The 16029-nt window shown below is 65.2% G+C and carries 11 protein-coding genes; 4 read left to right on the top strand and 7 right to left on the bottom strand.

Annotated elements, in window-relative coordinates; translation table 11 throughout:
* Positions 1-31: 31 nt before the first annotated feature.
* Positions 32-472: a hypothetical protein gene (locus AC1DW2_RS07845; RefSeq protein ID WP_354131488.1), complete on the top strand. Its 441-nt coding sequence runs from the start codon at positions 32-34 to the stop codon at positions 470-472.
* Here the strand turns inward: AC1DW2_RS07845 and AC1DW2_RS07840 are convergent.
* Positions 451-1683 carry a tyrosine-type recombinase/integrase gene (locus AC1DW2_RS07840; protein ID WP_477005643.1) on the bottom strand — a complete coding sequence of 411 codons (1233 nt, stop codon included), beginning with the start codon at positions 1681-1683 and terminating at the stop codon, positions 451-453. The two genes, AC1DW2_RS07845 and AC1DW2_RS07840, sit on opposite strands and share 22 nt — an antisense overlap.
* A gap of 259 nt (positions 1684-1942) precedes the next feature.
* Here AC1DW2_RS07840 and AC1DW2_RS07835 point away from each other — a divergent pair, with 259 nt between their 5' ends.
* Positions 1943-3397, top strand: a complete 1455-nt coding sequence (locus AC1DW2_RS07835; RefSeq protein ID WP_477005642.1) for a sensor histidine kinase — start codon at positions 1943-1945, stop codon at positions 3395-3397.
* On the top strand, positions 3394-6381 hold the full coding sequence (locus tag AC1DW2_RS07830) for a bifunctional [glutamine synthetase] adenylyltransferase/[glutamine synthetase]-adenylyl-L-tyrosine phosphorylase (RefSeq protein ID WP_477005641.1): 2988 nt from the start codon (positions 3394-3396) through the stop codon (positions 6379-6381). Before AC1DW2_RS07835 ends, AC1DW2_RS07830 begins: the two co-directional genes overlap by 4 nt.
* On the opposite strand, the gene AC1DW2_RS07825 is transcribed toward AC1DW2_RS07830, so the two are convergent.
* From AC1DW2_RS07825 to AC1DW2_RS07805, 5 genes are read right to left on the bottom strand one after another with little or no spacing between them, the layout of a single operon-like run.
* Positions 6338-6574 (bottom strand): formate dehydrogenase subunit delta, encoded by a 237-nt coding sequence (locus tag AC1DW2_RS07825; RefSeq protein ID WP_028151503.1) that lies wholly within the window; start codon positions 6572-6574, stop codon positions 6338-6340. The two genes, AC1DW2_RS07830 and AC1DW2_RS07825, sit on opposite strands and share 44 nt — an antisense overlap.
* The gene (gene fdhD / locus AC1DW2_RS07820; protein ID WP_477005640.1) at positions 6561-7391 is read right to left on the bottom strand and encodes a formate dehydrogenase accessory sulfurtransferase FdhD; all 831 of its coding nucleotides are present in this window, start codon (positions 7389-7391) and stop codon (positions 6561-6563) included. The genes AC1DW2_RS07825 and fdhD overlap by 14 nt, the downstream gene beginning before the upstream one ends.
* Positions 7392-7395: 4 nt before the next feature.
* Positions 7396-10269 (bottom strand): formate dehydrogenase subunit alpha, encoded by a 2874-nt coding sequence (fdhF, locus tag AC1DW2_RS07815; protein WP_477005639.1) that lies wholly within the window; start codon positions 10267-10269, stop codon positions 7396-7398.
* Positions 10270-10279: 10 nt separating this feature from the next.
* Positions 10280-11836 carry a formate dehydrogenase beta subunit gene (locus tag AC1DW2_RS07810; protein WP_477005638.1) on the bottom strand — a complete coding sequence of 519 codons (1557 nt, stop codon included), beginning with the start codon at positions 11834-11836 and terminating at the stop codon, positions 10280-10282.
* The gene (locus AC1DW2_RS07805; RefSeq protein ID WP_135215011.1) at positions 11833-12309 is read right to left on the bottom strand and encodes a formate dehydrogenase subunit gamma; all 477 of its coding nucleotides are present in this window, start codon (positions 12307-12309) and stop codon (positions 11833-11835) included. Before AC1DW2_RS07805 ends, AC1DW2_RS07810 begins: the two co-directional genes overlap by 4 nt.
* A 224-nt stretch (positions 12310-12533) precedes the next feature.
* Between AC1DW2_RS07805 and AC1DW2_RS07800 the strand changes: the two genes are divergently transcribed.
* Complete coding sequence (locus tag AC1DW2_RS07800) at positions 12534-13427, top strand: LysR family transcriptional regulator (protein ID WP_014496684.1); 894 nt, start codon at positions 12534-12536, stop codon at positions 13425-13427.
* Between the two features lie 215 nt (positions 13428-13642).
* Here AC1DW2_RS07800 and AC1DW2_RS07795 read toward each other — a convergent pair whose 3' ends face one another.
* A complete protein-coding gene (locus tag AC1DW2_RS07795; RefSeq protein WP_477005637.1) occupies positions 13643-15973 on the bottom strand; it encodes a PAS domain-containing sensor histidine kinase in 2331 nt (776 codons plus the stop codon).
* Positions 15974-16029: the final 56 nt, after the last annotated feature.

Genomic DNA, 16029 nt, shown 5'->3' with positions numbered 1-16029 from the left:
ACAAAAAGCCCCGCCTAGGCGGGGCTTTTATGTGTTCCTCAACAAAGAAAAATTCCCGGTTGAGCAACGCTTACGGCGGGAGCATCAGGTGTCTAGAGGTCTTGGTCGGATACAGCGCGAATGTCTGCGCGTCATTAAAAGCTATGAGGCTGCCGGCGAAAGGCCGACGACCTTCACCGTCGCCTGTGAAGTCTATCAGGTCGAGCGAGACCAAGATGGCAATCGATGGTGCAACGACGCCCAGCACACCGCCACCAAGCGTGCGTTGGCGAACCTTCGGCGTAAGGGTCTCGTATGCGGGCAACAGGAAATCACGGTGCATGCTGACGGACAGAAGATATTCAAACTGGCGAAGTCGCCACCTACAGATTACCGAGCCGAGCGGTGTTGCTTTTGGTCGCTGGCGACGGGCCGGGACGCAAACGACAAATTGGTGGATACGTCCGGCGATCAGGCGACCAATGTCAGTTGACCGCGCTTGCCGCTTTCCTTGCTTCGCTTCGGCTTCACAAAGTCGGCCCATGCCTGCAACACGACGCGGCGCCGCTGGACCATGTCGCCGGTCCAGTACGACAGCTCGGCTTCATCACCGAGCCTATGCGACAGGCAATGCTCCAGCACTTCACGACGGAAGTTGTGCTCGACGCTCTCGCCGCCCCAGTTGCGGAAGCTGGTGCGATTGCCGTGCATGGTGGCACGGAAGCCGGCGCGCGTGATGGCGCCGACCAGCGCGTTCGGTCGGAACGGCTGGTGAACGTCGGCATGATCGGAGGGGAACACATATTTGCCGACGCGCGGCATCGAGCGGATGATCTCGATCGCCTGATCGGAGAGGGGCACTAGATGCGGCTTCGGCTTGACCTCGCCCTTGATCTTCATCTTCTCGGCCGGGATCAGCCATGTGCGCTTGTCGAAGTCGATCTCGCTCCACTCCATCAGTCGGATTTCCTGACTGCGCGTTGCGGTCAGGATGCCGACCTCGACGCAGCGGGCGACGACGCCGGCATCATAGCGAAGCTCGACCATCAGGGCCGGCGTCTTGCCATAGGGGATCGCGGCGTGACCGCCCTTGCTCTTCTGTCGGTTCAACTTGCGCGGGCTCGGCAGCAGGTACTTCAGATTGCCGCGCCACATCGCGGGGTTCTCGCCGACCCGCAGCTTCAGCGCCTTGGCGGCGTCGAGCAGCCGTTCGATGCGCTGGCGCGTCCGCATCGCGGTGACCGGCTTTTCGCTCCAGATCGGCTTGAGGGCGGCGAGCACGTGGTCGGTGGTGATCTCGTGCAGCTTGCGCTTGTGCAGGCTCGGCACGTCGGCGATCGATCGCGCCMACTGCTTCTCCTCTTCGCTCGACAGGCCCTTGCACCAGTCCGGATACTGCTCCTCGGCGAACTCCTTGAAGGTCTTGTCACCGTTCAAGGCGAGCTGCTTCTTATGGCGGGGGTCGATGCCGTCCTTCTTCAGGGCCAGCCGGTAGGCGCGGGCCTGATCACGGGCTTCGGTCAGGCTCAGCTCGCCCTCCTTGTCGCCGACCCTCGCGAACTCCATGGCGGCGCGCTTGCCATCGGGCGCCGTGAAACGGAACTGCCACATGCGGCCGGTGGGGCGAACCACCAGATAGAGACCGCCGCCGTCAGCGTGAACGCCGTCTTTCAGGGATTTAACTTGGGTCGAGTTCAGCTTCACTTTAGGCTCCCCACTTACCAGTTGCTGTCACGGACACTTCGGCAGAAACAACCAAATATGTACGACCGGCACGGATCATTTGGAAGTGTGTAAGCCAGATGCTTACCGCTATTTTACCGAGGTGAGCTGACGTCGGACGATCGTCGATGTGAGTTGACGATAATTTGTGACAGTTATCTTATTGAAATTAAATGATAATTGTCAAAAGGACGGTAAGGCATGACAATCGACGCAGTGGCAGCTTTTAGGTACCGGATCCGTGACGGCATTCGGTAAACTCGTCCGCACCACGGCATTCCGGCTGACGCTGGTCTACCTGTTCCTGTTTGCGATTTTCGCGGCCTCGCTGCTCGGCTATTTCGCCTGGAATACGCGGCGGCTGATCACCGAGGAAATCACGCAGACGGTCAATGCCGAGACCTCGGAGATCAACGAGATCTACGGCCGTCGCGGCCTGCGCGGCCTCGTGCTCGCGATCGAGTACCGGGCGCTGCGGCCGGGCGCCAACCTCTATCTCGTGACCACGCCGACCGGGCAGGCGATCGCCGGCAATGTCGGCTCGCTGGCGCCGGGCGTAATGGCGACGCGCGGCTGGTCGGAGACGGCCTACAAGCGGATCGAGGACGCCGACGAGCGCGACCATCGCGCGCTGGTGCGCGTCACCGAGCTCGAAAACGGTTTCCGCCTCCTGATCGGCCGCGACCTCGACGAGCGGCGGCGCCTGTTCGGCATCGTCGCCAAGGCCGCGCAATGGTCGATCCTGATCGTGGTCGTGCTGGGCCTCGGCGGCGGCATCTTCGTCGCGCGCCGCGTGCTCACGCGCATCGATGCGATGACCGGCACCGCGCAGCGCATCATGACCGGCGATCTCAGCGGGCGCCTGCCGGTGGGGCGCAGCGGCGACGAACTCGATCGTCTTGCGGAAAACCTCAATGCGATGCTGGAGCGGATCGAGGCGCTGATGGCGGGGCTGAAGGAAGTCTCCGACAACATCGCCCACGACCTCAAGACGCCACTGACGCGTCTGCGCAACCGCGCCGAGGAGGCGCTGGCGAAATCGGGCAGCGAGACCGATTACCGAGCGGCGCTGGAGCGGACCATCGAGGAATCCGACGGCCTGATCCGCACCTTCAATGCGCTGTTGATGATCGCGCGCGCCGAGTCCGGCCAGGCGCGCGGCAACATGGATGATTTCGACGCCGCCGAAGTCGCGGGCGGCATTCACGAGCTCTACGAGCCGCTGGCCGAGGACGACGGCATGACCTTGAAGGTCAAGGCCGAGCCGACGCCGGTTCACGCCAACCGCGAATTGATCAGCCAGGCGCTTGCCAACCTGGTCGAGAATGCGATCAAGTACGGCCAGCCGGTCGCGCAGACCGGCGGAACCGTGGTTAGCATGGACTCCAGGCAGATCATCATCGAGGCGAAGCGCGAGGGCGACCAGGTGCTGCTCAGCGTCACCGATCACGGCCCTGGTATCCCCGAAGCCGACCGCAAGCATGTCGTCGAGCGATTCGTGCGGCTTGAAGCCAGCCGCACGCTGCCGGGCTCCGGCCTCGGTCTCAGCCTTGCCGCCGCAGTTGCGACATTGCATGGCGGAGAATTGCGGCTGGGTGATGCCCAGCCCGGCCTCGTCGCCACGCTGGTGCTCCCGGCGCGTGCCGGCGACAGGGTTGCTCCGCCAATGCAGGATGTGCCACAGAAGGTGGCATGAACCACTCCGCGCCGGGAAACGCGGACAAGCATGGAGAGGGCCTGGCCGCGCGCTTCGCGGAGGCTCCCCATATTGCCGCTTCCACAACCGATGAACGACGTCTTGAAAACTGGCTGGCCGAGCTTGAGCCGGTTCAATCAGCCCGTCTCCAAGCCCTGCTGGTCCATCCCTTCGCACGGGATATTTTGGCCGGCATCGCCGAATTCTCGCCCTATCTGTTTGATCTCGTGCGCGCCGACGCGCCGCGCCTGATCCGGCTGCTCGAATGCGATCCGGACGCGCATCTGGCCGCGCTCATCGCGGAGGCGAGGGACGCGGTCCTCGCGGCGACCGACGAAGCCGAGGTGATGCGGCTGCTTCGCAGGATGAAGGCCGAAGCGGCGCTTCTCACTGCGCTGTGCGATATCGGCGGCGTCTGGCCGGTGATGCGGGTGACGGCGGCGCTGACCGATGTCGCGGTATCCTCGGTGCAGGCGGCGCTCCAGTACCAGCTGCGGCAGGAAGCCGCACGTGGAAAGATCCTGCCGCCCAATCCCGAAGCTCCGGAAGAGGGCTGCGGCCTGATCGTGCTCGCGATGGGCAAGATGGGGGCGGGCGAGCTGAACTATTCCAGCGACATCGACCTCATCGTGTTCTTCGATCCCGATGCCACGACGCTCGCGCCCGACATCGAGCCGCAGCCGTTCTTCGTGCGGGTGACGCAGGGCGTGGCGCGCATTCTCCAGCAGCGTACCTATGACGGCTACGTCTTCCGCGTCGACCTGCGCCTGCGTCCCGATCCGTCCTCGACGCAAGTGGCGATTTCGCGCGACGCCGCGCTGAACTATTACGAGCGGGAAGGGCGCACCTGGGAGCGTGCTGCGATGATCAAGGCGCGTGCCTGCGCCGGCGATGCCAAAGCGGGCGAGGCGCTGCTCGCCGAAATCGCGCCCTTCGTCTGGCGCAAGCATCTCGACTTCGCCGCGCTTGCCGACGTCCACGACATGAAGCGGCAGATGCAGACCTATCGCGGCCAGAGCGAGATCGCGGTCGAGGGGCACAACGTCAAGGTCGGCCGCGGCGGCATTCGCGAGATCGAATTTTTCGCGCAAACGCAGCAGCTGATCGCCGGCGGTCGCCATCCGGAGTTGCGGGTGCGGCCGACGCTCGCCGCGCTCGATATTCTCGCCACCAGCAACTGGATCACCTTTGCCGCGCGTGACGAGCTGACCATTGCGTATGAATTCCTGCGCCGTGTCGAGCACCGCCTCCAGATGATCGCCGACGAGCAGACCCATGCGTTGCCCGACGACAAGGAGGTGGTCGAGCGCTTTGCGCGCTTCTTCGGCTATCCGGATCGCGAAGCCTTTGCGCGCGACCTGTTGCGGCAGCTCCAGATCGTGCAGGGACACTACGAAAAACTGTTCGAGGGCGATGACCCGACCGGCACGGCAAAGCTGCCGGCGCTCGACTACAGTGCAGGTCCTGACGATCCGCGCCTGCTGCAATATTTGACGACGCTCGGCTTCAAGAAGCCGGCCGCGCTCGCGCAGACCATACGCGACTGGATCACCGGCGACTACCGCGTGTTCCGCAACGACCAGACGCGAAGCGCTTTCGTCGAGTTCGTGCCGGCCCTGATCGACGGCCTCGCGCGGGCCGAGGAGCCGGATCGCGCCGTCGTGGCGTTCGATCAGTTCCTCCAGGCACTCCAGCTTGGCGGCCGGCTGATCACGCTGCTCGGCCAGAACCGCGATCTCGTCGCGCTCGTGGCGCTGGTGCTGGGCGCGGCGCCGCGGCTCGGCGAGATGCTGGCGCGGAAGCCGCAGCTCATGGACGGCCTGATCGATCCCAGATTCTTCGGCGCGATGCCGGACAAACAGGAATTGTCGGCGCGATTGGCCGCGACGGTGCGCGACGCCGACTCCTATGAGGAGTTTCTCGACCGTCTCCGCTTGTTCGGGCAGGAGAGCCTGTTCCTGATCGGCACGCGCATTCTCTCCGGTACTGTCTCGGCGCAGCAGGCCAGCACGGCTTTCGCCGATGTCGCCGAAGGCATCGTCCACACTGTGCACGATCTTGTCGCCGAACGCTTCGCCGCCCAACACGGACGTATCAAGGATCAGGAGACCGCGATCATCGCGATGGGCCGGCTCGGCAGCCGCGAGATGACGGCATCGTCCGATCTCGACCTGATCCTGCTGTACGATTTCGACAGCGACAATCCGGACTCCGACGGGGCCAAATCGCTTCAGGGCGCCCACTACTTCGCGCGCTTCACCCAGCGCCTGATCAGTGCCTTCACCACACGCACGAATTACGGCGTGCTGTACGAGATCGACATGCGGCTGCGCCCGTCGGGACGCGCCGGTCCGGTGGCGTCGAGCCTCGTCTCATTCGCGGACTACCAGGCCAACGAGGCCTGGACCTGGGAGCACATGGCCCTGACCCGCGCCCGCGTGGTATCGGCCTCGGATGAATTCCGTGAGCGGATCGAGCGTATCATCCGCGATGTCCTGACCCGCCGCCGCGATCGGGCGACCATTGCCAACGACGTCGCCGACATGCGGCGCGCCATCGCGCAGGAGAAGGGCGAGAGCGACCATTGGGATCTCAAATACGCCGCAGGCGGCATGGTCGATATCGACTTCATCGCGCAATATCTCCAGCTCGTGCACGCCCATGACAAGCCTGAAATTCTCGACGTCAGCACCCTTCAGGTTCTGGACAACGCCGCCAAGCTCAACGTGCTCCCGCAATCGGAGGCGGAGATCCTTCGCGCGGCGGCGCGGCTCTATCACGACCTGACGCAGATCCTGCGGCTCTGCGTCAGCGACGGCTTCAAGCCCGAGACCGCCGGCACCGACCTTCAGCGCGTGATGGCGCGCGCCGGCGATGCGCCCGACTTCTCGTCGCTGGAGGCGCGCGTGAAGGAAACGCAGAGCGAGGTGAGGCGCGTATTTACGGCGCTGCTGGAAGGGACGTCGTCTGCTTCAGCGAGGTGAGAGCCTCGCGCACGTTCGGCTCCAGGCCTGCGCCGCCCGCGTCGAGATGGGCGAAGATCGCGCGCTTCATCCGGGGATCCCAGAACTTCTTGATGTGATCGGCGATCCCCGGCACGGCCTTGTCGTGGCCCTGGCTCTTGAAGAAGGTACCGATCTGGTTGGCCATGTAGACGAGGCGGTCAGGCGACGACATCGATAATCTCCTGAGCACGATGAGCCGTAACGCGACTCTGGTGCGTGAATACTTCAAACCCATCGCTGCGGGCAATCGCGATCAACGTGATGCCGGCGGCCTCCGCGGTGCGAACCGCGAGCGCGGTGGGCGCCGAGACGGCGACCAGCACCGGGGCGCCGATTGCAGCCGTCTTCTGCACCATCTCGACCGAGACACGGCTCGTCAGCAGCACCATGCCCACGCTAGCGTCCGTCCGGCTGCGCGCCAGCGAACCTGCGAGCTTGTCTAGCGCGTTATGGCGGCCGACGTCCTCGCGCAGGGCCACAATGCCATTCGATGGCGACCAGAAGGCCGCGGCGTGGACCGCGCGCGTCTGCATGTTGATCGATTGCAGGGGCGCGATCGCCTGCATCGCCGTCATGATCTGTTGCGGCGTGAAGCTGGACCCTGGTGGGACGACGGCCGCGGGCCGCACGGCCTCGGCAATCGAATCGATGCCGCAAATGCCGCAGCCGGTCGGGCCGGCGATGTGCCGCCGCCGCTCGCTGATGCGCGCGGCATCTTCCGACTCCAGCCACATGCGCAGCTCGATGCCGTCGTCGAGGCGGACCACCTCAAGTGACTTGACGTCATCGACCGACTTGATGATGCCTTCGTCCAGGCTGAAGCCGACCGCAAAATCCTCGAGATTCTGCGGCGTCCCCATCATGACGGCATAGGTGCCGCCGTTATAGGTCAGCGCCAGCGGCGTCTCCTCCGGGATCAGGCGCGCGCCTTCGGACGCGACTCCGTCGCGCCAGATCTCGCGGTCGATGGCCTGGACCGGCACGTGCATGCCGTTACTCCGCGGCCTCGGCCGGCGCGATGCGGCGGGAGTGCTGCGCCTGCGCGTCATAGGCCTTCTGCCAGTCGGACGGGCCGTTCGACGGCGAGATCTGCACCGCCGTGACCTTGTATTCGGGGCAGTTGGTGGCCCAATCCGAATAGTCGGTAGTGATGACGTTGGCCTGCGTGTCCGGGTGATGGAAGGTGGTGTAGACGACGCCCGGTGAGACGCGGTCGGTGATCTCCGCGCGCAGCGTGGTTTCGCCCGCACGGCTCGCGAGCCGCACCCAGTCGCCGTCACGCACACCGCGCTGCTCGGCGTCGTGCGGATGAATCTCGAGCCGGTCCTCGGCATGCCAGACCACGTTCTCGGTGCGCCTTGTCTGCGCGCCGACATTGTACTGGCTGAGGATGCGGCCCGTGGTGAGCAGCAGCGGGAAGCGGGGGCCGGTGCGCTCGTCGGTCGCGACATATTCCGTGACGATGAACTTGCCCTTGCCGCGGACGAAGCCGCCGATATGCATCACCGGGGTGCCCTCCGGCGCCTTCTCGTTGCAGGGCCACTGCACCGAGCCGAGTTCGTCGAGCTTGGCGTAGGAGACGCCGGTAAACGTCGGCGTCAGTGCCGCGATCTCGTCCATGATCTCGGACGGATGGCTGTAGTTCATCTCGAAGCCCATGGCTTTGGCGAGGGCGATGGTGACCTCCCAGTCGGCCATGCCGTTCTTCGGTGACATCACCTTGCGAACGCGCTGGATGCGGCGCTCGGCGTTGGTGAAGGTGCCGTCCTTCTCGAGGAAGCTCGAGCCGGGCAGGAAGACATGGGCGTAGTTTGCAGTCTCGTTCAGGAAGAGGTCGTGAACGATGACGCATTCCATCGACGACAGCGCCGCCACCACGTGCTTGGTGTTGGGATCGGACTGGAGGATGTCCTCGCCCTGCACGTAGATGCCCATGAACGTGCCTTCGATCGCGGCATCGAACATGTTGGGAATGCGCAGGCCCGGCTCCGGGTTGAGCTTGACGTTCCAGAGCGCCTCGAACTGATCGCGCACGGCGTCGCCCGAGATGTGGCGATAACCGGGCAGCTCGTGCGGGAACGAGCCCATGTCGCACGAGCCCTGCACGTTGTTCTGGCCGCGCAGCGGGTTCACGCCGACGCCGGGACGGCCGATATTGCCGGTCGCCATCGCGAGGTTGGCGATCGCGATCACGGTGGTCGAGCCCTGGCTGTGCTCGGTGACGCCGAGGCCGTAATAGATCGCGCCATTGCCGCCGGTGGCGTAGATGCGCGCGGCTTCACGCAACACCTGCGGATCGACGCCGGTGAGGATCGCGGTGGCTTCCGGGCTGTGTTTCGGCTGGGCGACGAAGGCGGCCCATTCCTCGAACTCGGCCCAGTCGCAGCGCTCGCGCACGAAGGCTTCGTTGGCGAGGCCCTCGGTGACGATGACATGCGCCAGCGCCGTCACGACGGCAACGTTGGTGCCGGGCATCAGCGGCAGGTGCAACGCCTTTACGTGCGGCGATTCCACCATTTCGGTGCGGCGCGGATCGATCACGATCAGCTTTGCGCCCTGGCGCAGCCGCTTCTTCAGGCGCGAAGCGAACACCGGGTGAGCGGAGGCGGGATTTGCACCAATGATGACCGCGACGTCGGTATCTTCCACCGAGTCGAAGTCCTGCGTGCCGGCCGACGTGCCGAAGGTCTGCGACAGGCCGTAGCCGGTCGGCGAATGGCAGACGCGGGCGCAGGTGTCGACATTGTTGTTGCCGAAGCCGCCGCGGATCAGCTTCTGCACCAGATAGGTTTCTTCGTTGGTGCAACGGGACGAGGTGATGCCGCCGATGGCGTCGCGGCCGTATTTCTTCTGGATGCCGCGCATCTTGGCCGCGGCAAACGAGAACGCCTCATCCCAGGACACTTCGCGCCAGGGATCCTCGATCCGCTCGCGGATCATCGGGTTGAGGATGCGCTCCTTGTGGTTGGTGTAGCCCCAGGCGAAGCGGCCCTTGACGCAGGAATGGCCGCGATTGGCCTTGCCGTCCTTGTACGGCACCATGCGCACGACTTCCTCGCCGCGCATCTCGGCCTTGAAGGCGCAGCCGACGCCGCAATAGGCGCAGGTGGTGACGACGGAGTGCTCGGGCTGGCCGATCTCGATCACCGACTTTTCCGTCAGCGTCGCGGTCGGGCAAGCCTGCACGCAGGCGCCGCAGGAGACGCATTCGGAGCCGAGGAAGCTCTCGCTCATGCCGGGCGAAACGCGGCTGTCGAAGCCGCGGCCAGAGATGGTCAGTGCGAAGGTGCCTTGCACTTCCTCGCAGGCGCGGACGCAGCGCGAGCAGACGATGCACTTCGACGGATCGTAGGTGAAATAGGGGTTGGACTCGTCCTTCGGCATCCAGGCTGCATTCACCTCGCCATTGGACTTGGCGAAGACGTGGTTCTCGCCCTCATAGCCGTAGCGGACGTCGCGCAGGCCCACGGCGCCGGCCATGTCCTGCAGTTCGCAATCGCCATTGGCGCCGCAGGTGAGGCAGTCAAGCGGATGGTCGGAGATGTAGAGCTCCATCACGCCCTTGCGCAGCTTCTTCAGCCGCTCGCTCTGGGTGTGCACGACCAGGCCGTTCATGACAGGCGTGGTGCAGGAGGCCGGCGTGCCGGCGCGGCCCTCGATCTCGACGACGCAGAGCCGGCAGGAGCCGAACGCGTCGACCATGTCGGTCGCGCAGAGTTTTGGGATCTGGTGGCCTGCATCCATCGCGGCCCGCATGATCGAGGTGCCCTCGGGCACCGTGACCTGGTTGCCGTCGATGGTCAGCGTCACCATCGTCGTCGATTTGGAGCGTGGCGTGCCGTAGTCGATTTCTTCGATCAGAGACATCGTCGTTCTCCTATTCCGCGGCCTGAAGCGTGGTCGGGGCCGGGATGAAATMTTCCCGGAAATGCTTCAATGCGCTGAGCACGGGGTAGGGCGTGAAGCCCCCGAGTGCGCAGAGCGAGCCGAATTTCATGGTGTTGCAGAGGTCTTCGACGAGCGCGAGATTTTCGCTCACGCGCTCGCCGCGGATGATCTTTTCGATGGTCTCGACGCCGCGGGTCGAGCCGATCCGGCAGGGCGTGCACTTGCCGCAGGATTCGATGGCGCAGAACTCCATGGCGAAACGCGCCTGCCTGCGCATGTCGACGCTGTCGTCGAACACGACGATGCCGCCATGGCCGATCAGGCCGTCGCGTGCGGCAAAGGCTTCGTAATCGAACGGCGTGTCGAACAGCGCACGGGGGAAGTAGGCGCCGAGCGGGCCGCCGACCTGCACCGCGCGAACCGGACGGCCGGTGGCGGTGCCGCCGCCGATATCGTCGACGAGCTCGCCGAGCGTCACGCCGAACGCGGTCTCGAACAGCCCGCCATGGCGGATGTTGCCGGCGAGCTGGATCGGCATCGTGCCGCGCGAACGGCCCATGCCGAAATCAGCATAGGCCTTGGCGCCCTCGGCGAGGATGAAGGGGATCGCGGCGAACGACAGCACGTTATTGATGACGGTCGGCTTGCCGAACAAGCCGTGATGCGCGGGCAGCGGCGGCTTTGCGCGCACGAGCCCGCGGCGACCTTCGAGGCTTTCCAGCAGCGAGGTCTCTTCGCCGCAAACGTAAGCGCCGGCGCCGACCCGCACTTCGAGATCAAAGCTGTAGGTGGAGCCGCCGATCTTGTCGCCGAGGTAGCCGCCGCGCTTTGCTGCCTTGATGGCCGCGTTCATCGCTTCGACTGCGTGCGGGTATTCGCTGCGGATGTAGATGTAGCCCTTGGTCGCGCCGACGGTGATGCCGGCGGTCGTCATGCCCTCGATCACCAGGAAGGGGTCGCCTTCCATGATCATGCGGTCGGCGAAGGTGCCGCTGTCGCCTTCGTCGGCGTTGCAGACGATGAATTTGCGGTCGGCCTTCGCTTGCGCGACGGTCTTCCACTTGATGCCGGTCGGGAAGCCCGCACCGCCGCGGCCACGCAGGCCGGATGCGGTGACCTCGGCGAGGATTGCATCCGAGCCGAGCGACAGCGCGCGCTCGAGGCCCTTGTAGCCGCCATGGGCGCGGTAGTCGTCAAGCGAGCGCGGATCGATCACGCCGCAGCGGGCGAAGGTGAGGCGGGTCTGGCGCTTCAGCCAGGGGATCTCGTCGGTTGCGCCCAGCCGCAGCAGATGCGGCGTGTTGCTGGCGAGGGCGTCGAGCAGGGAGGGCACATCGGCCTCGGTGACCGGGCCGAAGGCGATCCGGCCCTGCGGCGTCGCGACCTCGACCAGCGGCTCCAGCCAGTACATGCCGCGCGAGCCGGTCCTGACGATCTCGACTGCAACGCCGCGCTTGGCCGCATCCTGCTCCAGCGCCAGCGCAACCTCGTCGGCGCCAACCGCAATCGCACCCGCATCGCGTGAGACGAATAGACGCATGCTCATCGCTGGGCCTCCGCAACGAGTGCATCGAGGCGCTTCTCATCGAGCCGGCCAATGAGGCGGCCGTCGAGCATCGCGGACGGTGCGGTCGCGCACAGCCCGAGGCAGTAGATCGGCTCGAGCGTGACGCGATCATCGGCGGTCGTGTTGCCGAGGGGCACGCCAAGCTTCGCCTCGGCGCGCGCAGCGAGAGCATCGCCCCCCGCAGCCTGACACGCTTCCGCGCGACAAAGCTTCAGGACATGACGCCCGGCCGGCTTGTGGCGGAAATCATGGTAGAAGGTGAACACGCCATGCACCTCGGCACGCGACAGATTCAGCGCCTGCGCCACCATGGGAATTGCCGCCTCCGGCACGTAGCCGAACGCCTCCTGAAGGGCGTGCAGGATGACCAGCGTCGCGCCCTCTTGCTTCGCATGTTCGGCGATGATCTCGGCGCCGCGCGTCTCGTCCCAAGGCTCGTAAACCGCTGTCATTCTTTGTTCTCAGATTGAGCGTCCCTTGATCGCAAACTATTTGGAATCGTTCGAAGATCAATAAAGCTGTCTCATGCTGCGATTGCGAATTCCGATCGATTTGAAGGTGCAATCGGACGATACGGAAATGCGATTAATCGCGTTCCGCTTGCCGGTTTTTCCGTGTTGGTAATGACCTGCCGTGCTAGCTTGCATGCCACGATGGCATCCGAGGGGACGACCGGTTGATCGACAAGCTTGAACTGCTGCTGGCGCTGGCGAAGGAGCGGCATTTTGGACGCGCGGCAGAAGTCTGCGGCGTGACGCAACCGACGATGTCGACCGGGCTCAAGCAGCTCGAGGAGATCCTCGGCGTGATGCTGGTCCAGCGCGGCTCCCGCTTCCAGGGTTTTACCCCCGAGGGCGAGCGGGCGCTGGATTGGGCGCGGCGGATCGTGGGCGATGCCCGCGCCATGCGTGACGAGATCAACGGGCTGAAGCATCAGCTCTCCGGCGAAATCCGCATCGCGGCGATCCCGACCGTGCTCGGCATGGTCGCCCAGCTGACGACGCCGTTCCGCGCCAAGCATCCCGAGGTGCGCTTCCGCATCCAGTCCACGACCTCATCCGAGGTGCTGGGGCTGCTCGAAAATCTCGAGGTCGATGCAGGGCTGACCTATATCGAGAACGAGCCGATCGGCAAGGTGCGCACCATTCCGCTCTACAACGAGAGCTATCGCCTGCTGACCGCGCCGGATGGAATGTTTGGCGATCGCGAGACGGTGACGTGGAAGGAGGTCGGGCAGGTGCCGCTGTGCCTGCTGACGCCCGACATGCAGAACCGCCGCATCATCGACCGCGCGCTCCGCTCGGTCGGCGCGGAGGCGACGCCGACGCTGACCTCGAACTCGCTGCTCGTGCTGTTCACGCATGTGAAGACGGGACGCTGGGCGAGCGTGATGCCGGCCAAGCTTGCCGAGACGCTCGGCCTGTCCGATACGGTGCGCTCGATCCCGATCACCGACCCTGATGTCAATTACAGCATCGGCATGGTGATCCCGCAGCGCGATCCGATGACGCCGCTGATCGCGGCCCTGGTCAACGTCGCGCGCGAAGTCGCGCCGTCGCTGCAATTGTAGGGTCTACAGCGTTTTCGAGCGAAGTGGATACCGGTTCGGCAGGGCCCGAGCAAGCGCCTCGTCCTTCGAGACGACCGCTTCGCGGTCTCCTCAGGATGAGGCTCCGTTGTATTGGTGTTCGCTGAAACTGCTGCCGCGTACTCCGCCCTCATCCTGAGGGCCCGCCGGAGGCGGGCGTCTCGAAGGATGGCCGCAGGCGAGCTTCCCGCCATGCTCTAGGCCGCAGCCGACATCCCGGACGCCGCCTTGATCGCATCGCGCGGCAGGGTCACGCGGACGACGGTGCCCACCTCGATCTTCGAGCGCAGCCGCATCGAGCCGCCGTGGAGCTGCGCCAGCGAGCGCGCGATCGCAAGTCCAAGTCCGGAGCCGTGATAGGTCTTGGTGAGCTGGCTTTCGACCTGCTCGAACGGGCGGCCGAGCCGTGCCAGCGAATGCGGCGCGATCCCGATGCCGGTGTCGGCGATCAACAGCACGATCTTGTCGTCGAGCTGCCGGCTGCGCACCACGATGCGTCCGCCGTCGGGTGTGAACTTCACCGCATTGGAGAGCAGGTTGACGATGATCTGCTTGGTCGCGCGGCGGTCGGCAACGACCGAGATCGATTTCTCGATCCCGGCGTCGAGCGTCAGATGCTTGTCCTGCGCGCGGCCGGAGACGACACGGAGGGACTCCGCGAGCGTCTGTCCGAGGTCGAGCTCTTCCATGTCGAGCTTCATGCGGCCGGCTTCGATCTTGGACATGTCGAGGATGTCGTTGATGACTTCGAGCAGGTAATGGCCGCTGGTCAGGATGTCCTGGCAGTATTCCTGGTACTTTTCCGAGCCGAGCTCGCCGAACATGCCCGAGCCCATGATCTCGGAGAAGCCGATGATGGCGTTCAGCGGCGTGCGCAGCTCGTGGCTCATATTGGCGAGGAACTTCGACTTGGTCTGGTTGGCTTCCTCGGCGCGGGTCTTCTCGCGCTGATACTTCTCGGCGAGGTCGGCGAGCTCGTTGGTCTGGCGCTCGAGGGCGGCCTGGGAGCGCTTCAGGTCGATGACGGTGGCGCGAAGGCGCAGATCGTTGTCGACCAGCTTCTGCTCGTGCTCCTTGATGCGGGTGATGTCGGTGCCGACCGAGACGTAGCCGCCGTCCTTGGTGCGGCGCTCGCTGATATGCAGCCAGCTGCCGTCGTCGAGCTGCGCCTCGAAGGTGCGCGCGCCCGGACCCTGGCTGGCCGTCTCGTTGTGGCGGGTGCGCACCTCCGGCATGCGGCCGACCTCGAGCACGGTCTCGTAGGAGGTGCCGGGGATGACGGCGCTGTCGGGCAGCTTGTGCAGGCGCTGGAAGTGCGAGTTGCAGAGCACGAGGCGGTCGCTCGCGTCCCACAGCACGAAGGCCTCCGGAATGGTCTCGATGGCGTCGCGCAGGCGGAGGTCGGCTTCGACGGTGCGTTCAGCGAGGCTCTTCTGCTCGGTGATGTCGACGGCGATCCCGATCAGGTGCACGCTGGAATCGGTCGCCCCGTGCGTCTTCTCGCAGCGGACGCGGAGCCAGATCCAGTGACCGTCGACGTGCTGCATGCGGAAGGTCTGGTCGATATGGTCGATCTTCCCGGAGATGAGCTGGTCGGCGATCTCGAACAGGTCGATGTCGTCGGACTTCACCAGCGCGTTGACCTCGCCGAAGGTGAGGAGCTCGTTACGACCGTCGAGGCCGAGCATCGAAAACATCGACTGCGACCAGAAGATCCGGCCGCGCGACAGATCCCAGTCCCACAGGCCGCAGCGGCCGCGGTTGAGCGCGGTGTCGATGCGGCCGCGCACGGCGTCGTTGATGAGGTCGCCCTCGCGGGCGCGGGTCGACTGCCAGTGGAAGGCGAAGCCGAGGATCAGGACGACGAAGCCGGTGGTCGCCGACAGCGTCACCGAGAGCGCGGCGTCCGAGCCCCAGATCGGCTCGTTGCGCTCCTGGATCACGGTGACGAGGCCCGGCAGCGACTTGATCTGCCGCGAGGTCACCATCGCGGCGTTGCCGTTCGGCAGCGTCATGTCGGAGACGTTGCTGTCGCGCGGCGGCGCCGCGAGCAGTTGCGCCGTGGTAATCGCATCGAGCAGGCGGTCGTTGCCTGAGGGGTCACGGTCGATCGGAATGCGGGCGAGGATGCGGCGGTCGACGCCGGCCGAGGTGACGACGACGTGGCGGCCGGAGGCCGTGCCCCAGGACGGGATGAGATCGGGCAGCAGTGTCGGCAGGTTCTCGATGTTCTTGAGCCGCTCCTGCCGCGCGGAGGTCAGGCGATCGATCCGCTCGGCGAGCAGGTCGGCCAGCGCCGAGATGTCGTGGCGGAGCACCTGCCGCTTCTGACGCGTCTGATCGACGACCTGCACGAACGCGCCGAGACAGATCGTGACCAGGAACGCGATGATCAGCGTCGGCACGGCGCGGCGCAGCGCCGGCTCCGCGATCAGGAGCCGATGATAGGCAGGTTTCGCGATCGATTGCGCCAATCCCTTGATCGAATCGGATTGGACGCGCACGTTCGCGGCGTCTGCACGCGACATGCCTTCTGCCCCCTGGAAAACCTGCTTGCAACTTGAGTTCGGAAGCAGCCCCACAT

This window comes from Bradyrhizobium sp. P3_C3 (assembly GCF_056402655.1).
This window is presented reverse-complemented; position numbering and strand designations above follow the sequence as displayed.

What these genes read in the sequence shown, in the direction of transcription:
- AC1DW2_RS07830 (WP_477005641.1), top strand. Translation starts at nt 3,394, where the DNA reads ATGAACCACTCCGCGCCGGGAAACGCGGACAAGCATGGAGAGGGCCTG.
- fdhD (WP_477005640.1), bottom strand. Translation starts at nt 7,391, where the DNA reads ATGCACGTGCCGGTCCAGGCCATCGACCGCGAGATCTGGCGCGACGGA.
- AC1DW2_RS07795 (WP_477005637.1), bottom strand. Translation starts at nt 15,973, where the DNA reads ATGTCGCGTGCAGACGCCGCGAACGTGCGCGTCCAATCCGATTCGATC.
- AC1DW2_RS07825 (WP_028151503.1), bottom strand. Translation starts at nt 6,574, where the DNA reads ATGTCGTCGCCTGACCGCCTCGTCTACATGGCCAACCAGATCGGTACC.
- AC1DW2_RS07805 (WP_135215011.1), bottom strand. Translation starts at nt 12,309, where the DNA reads ATGACAGCGGTTTACGAGCCTTGGGACGAGACGCGCGGCGCCGAGATC.
- fdhF (WP_477005639.1), bottom strand. Translation starts at nt 10,269, where the DNA reads ATGTCTCTGATCGAAGAAATCGACTACGGCACGCCACGCTCCAAATCG.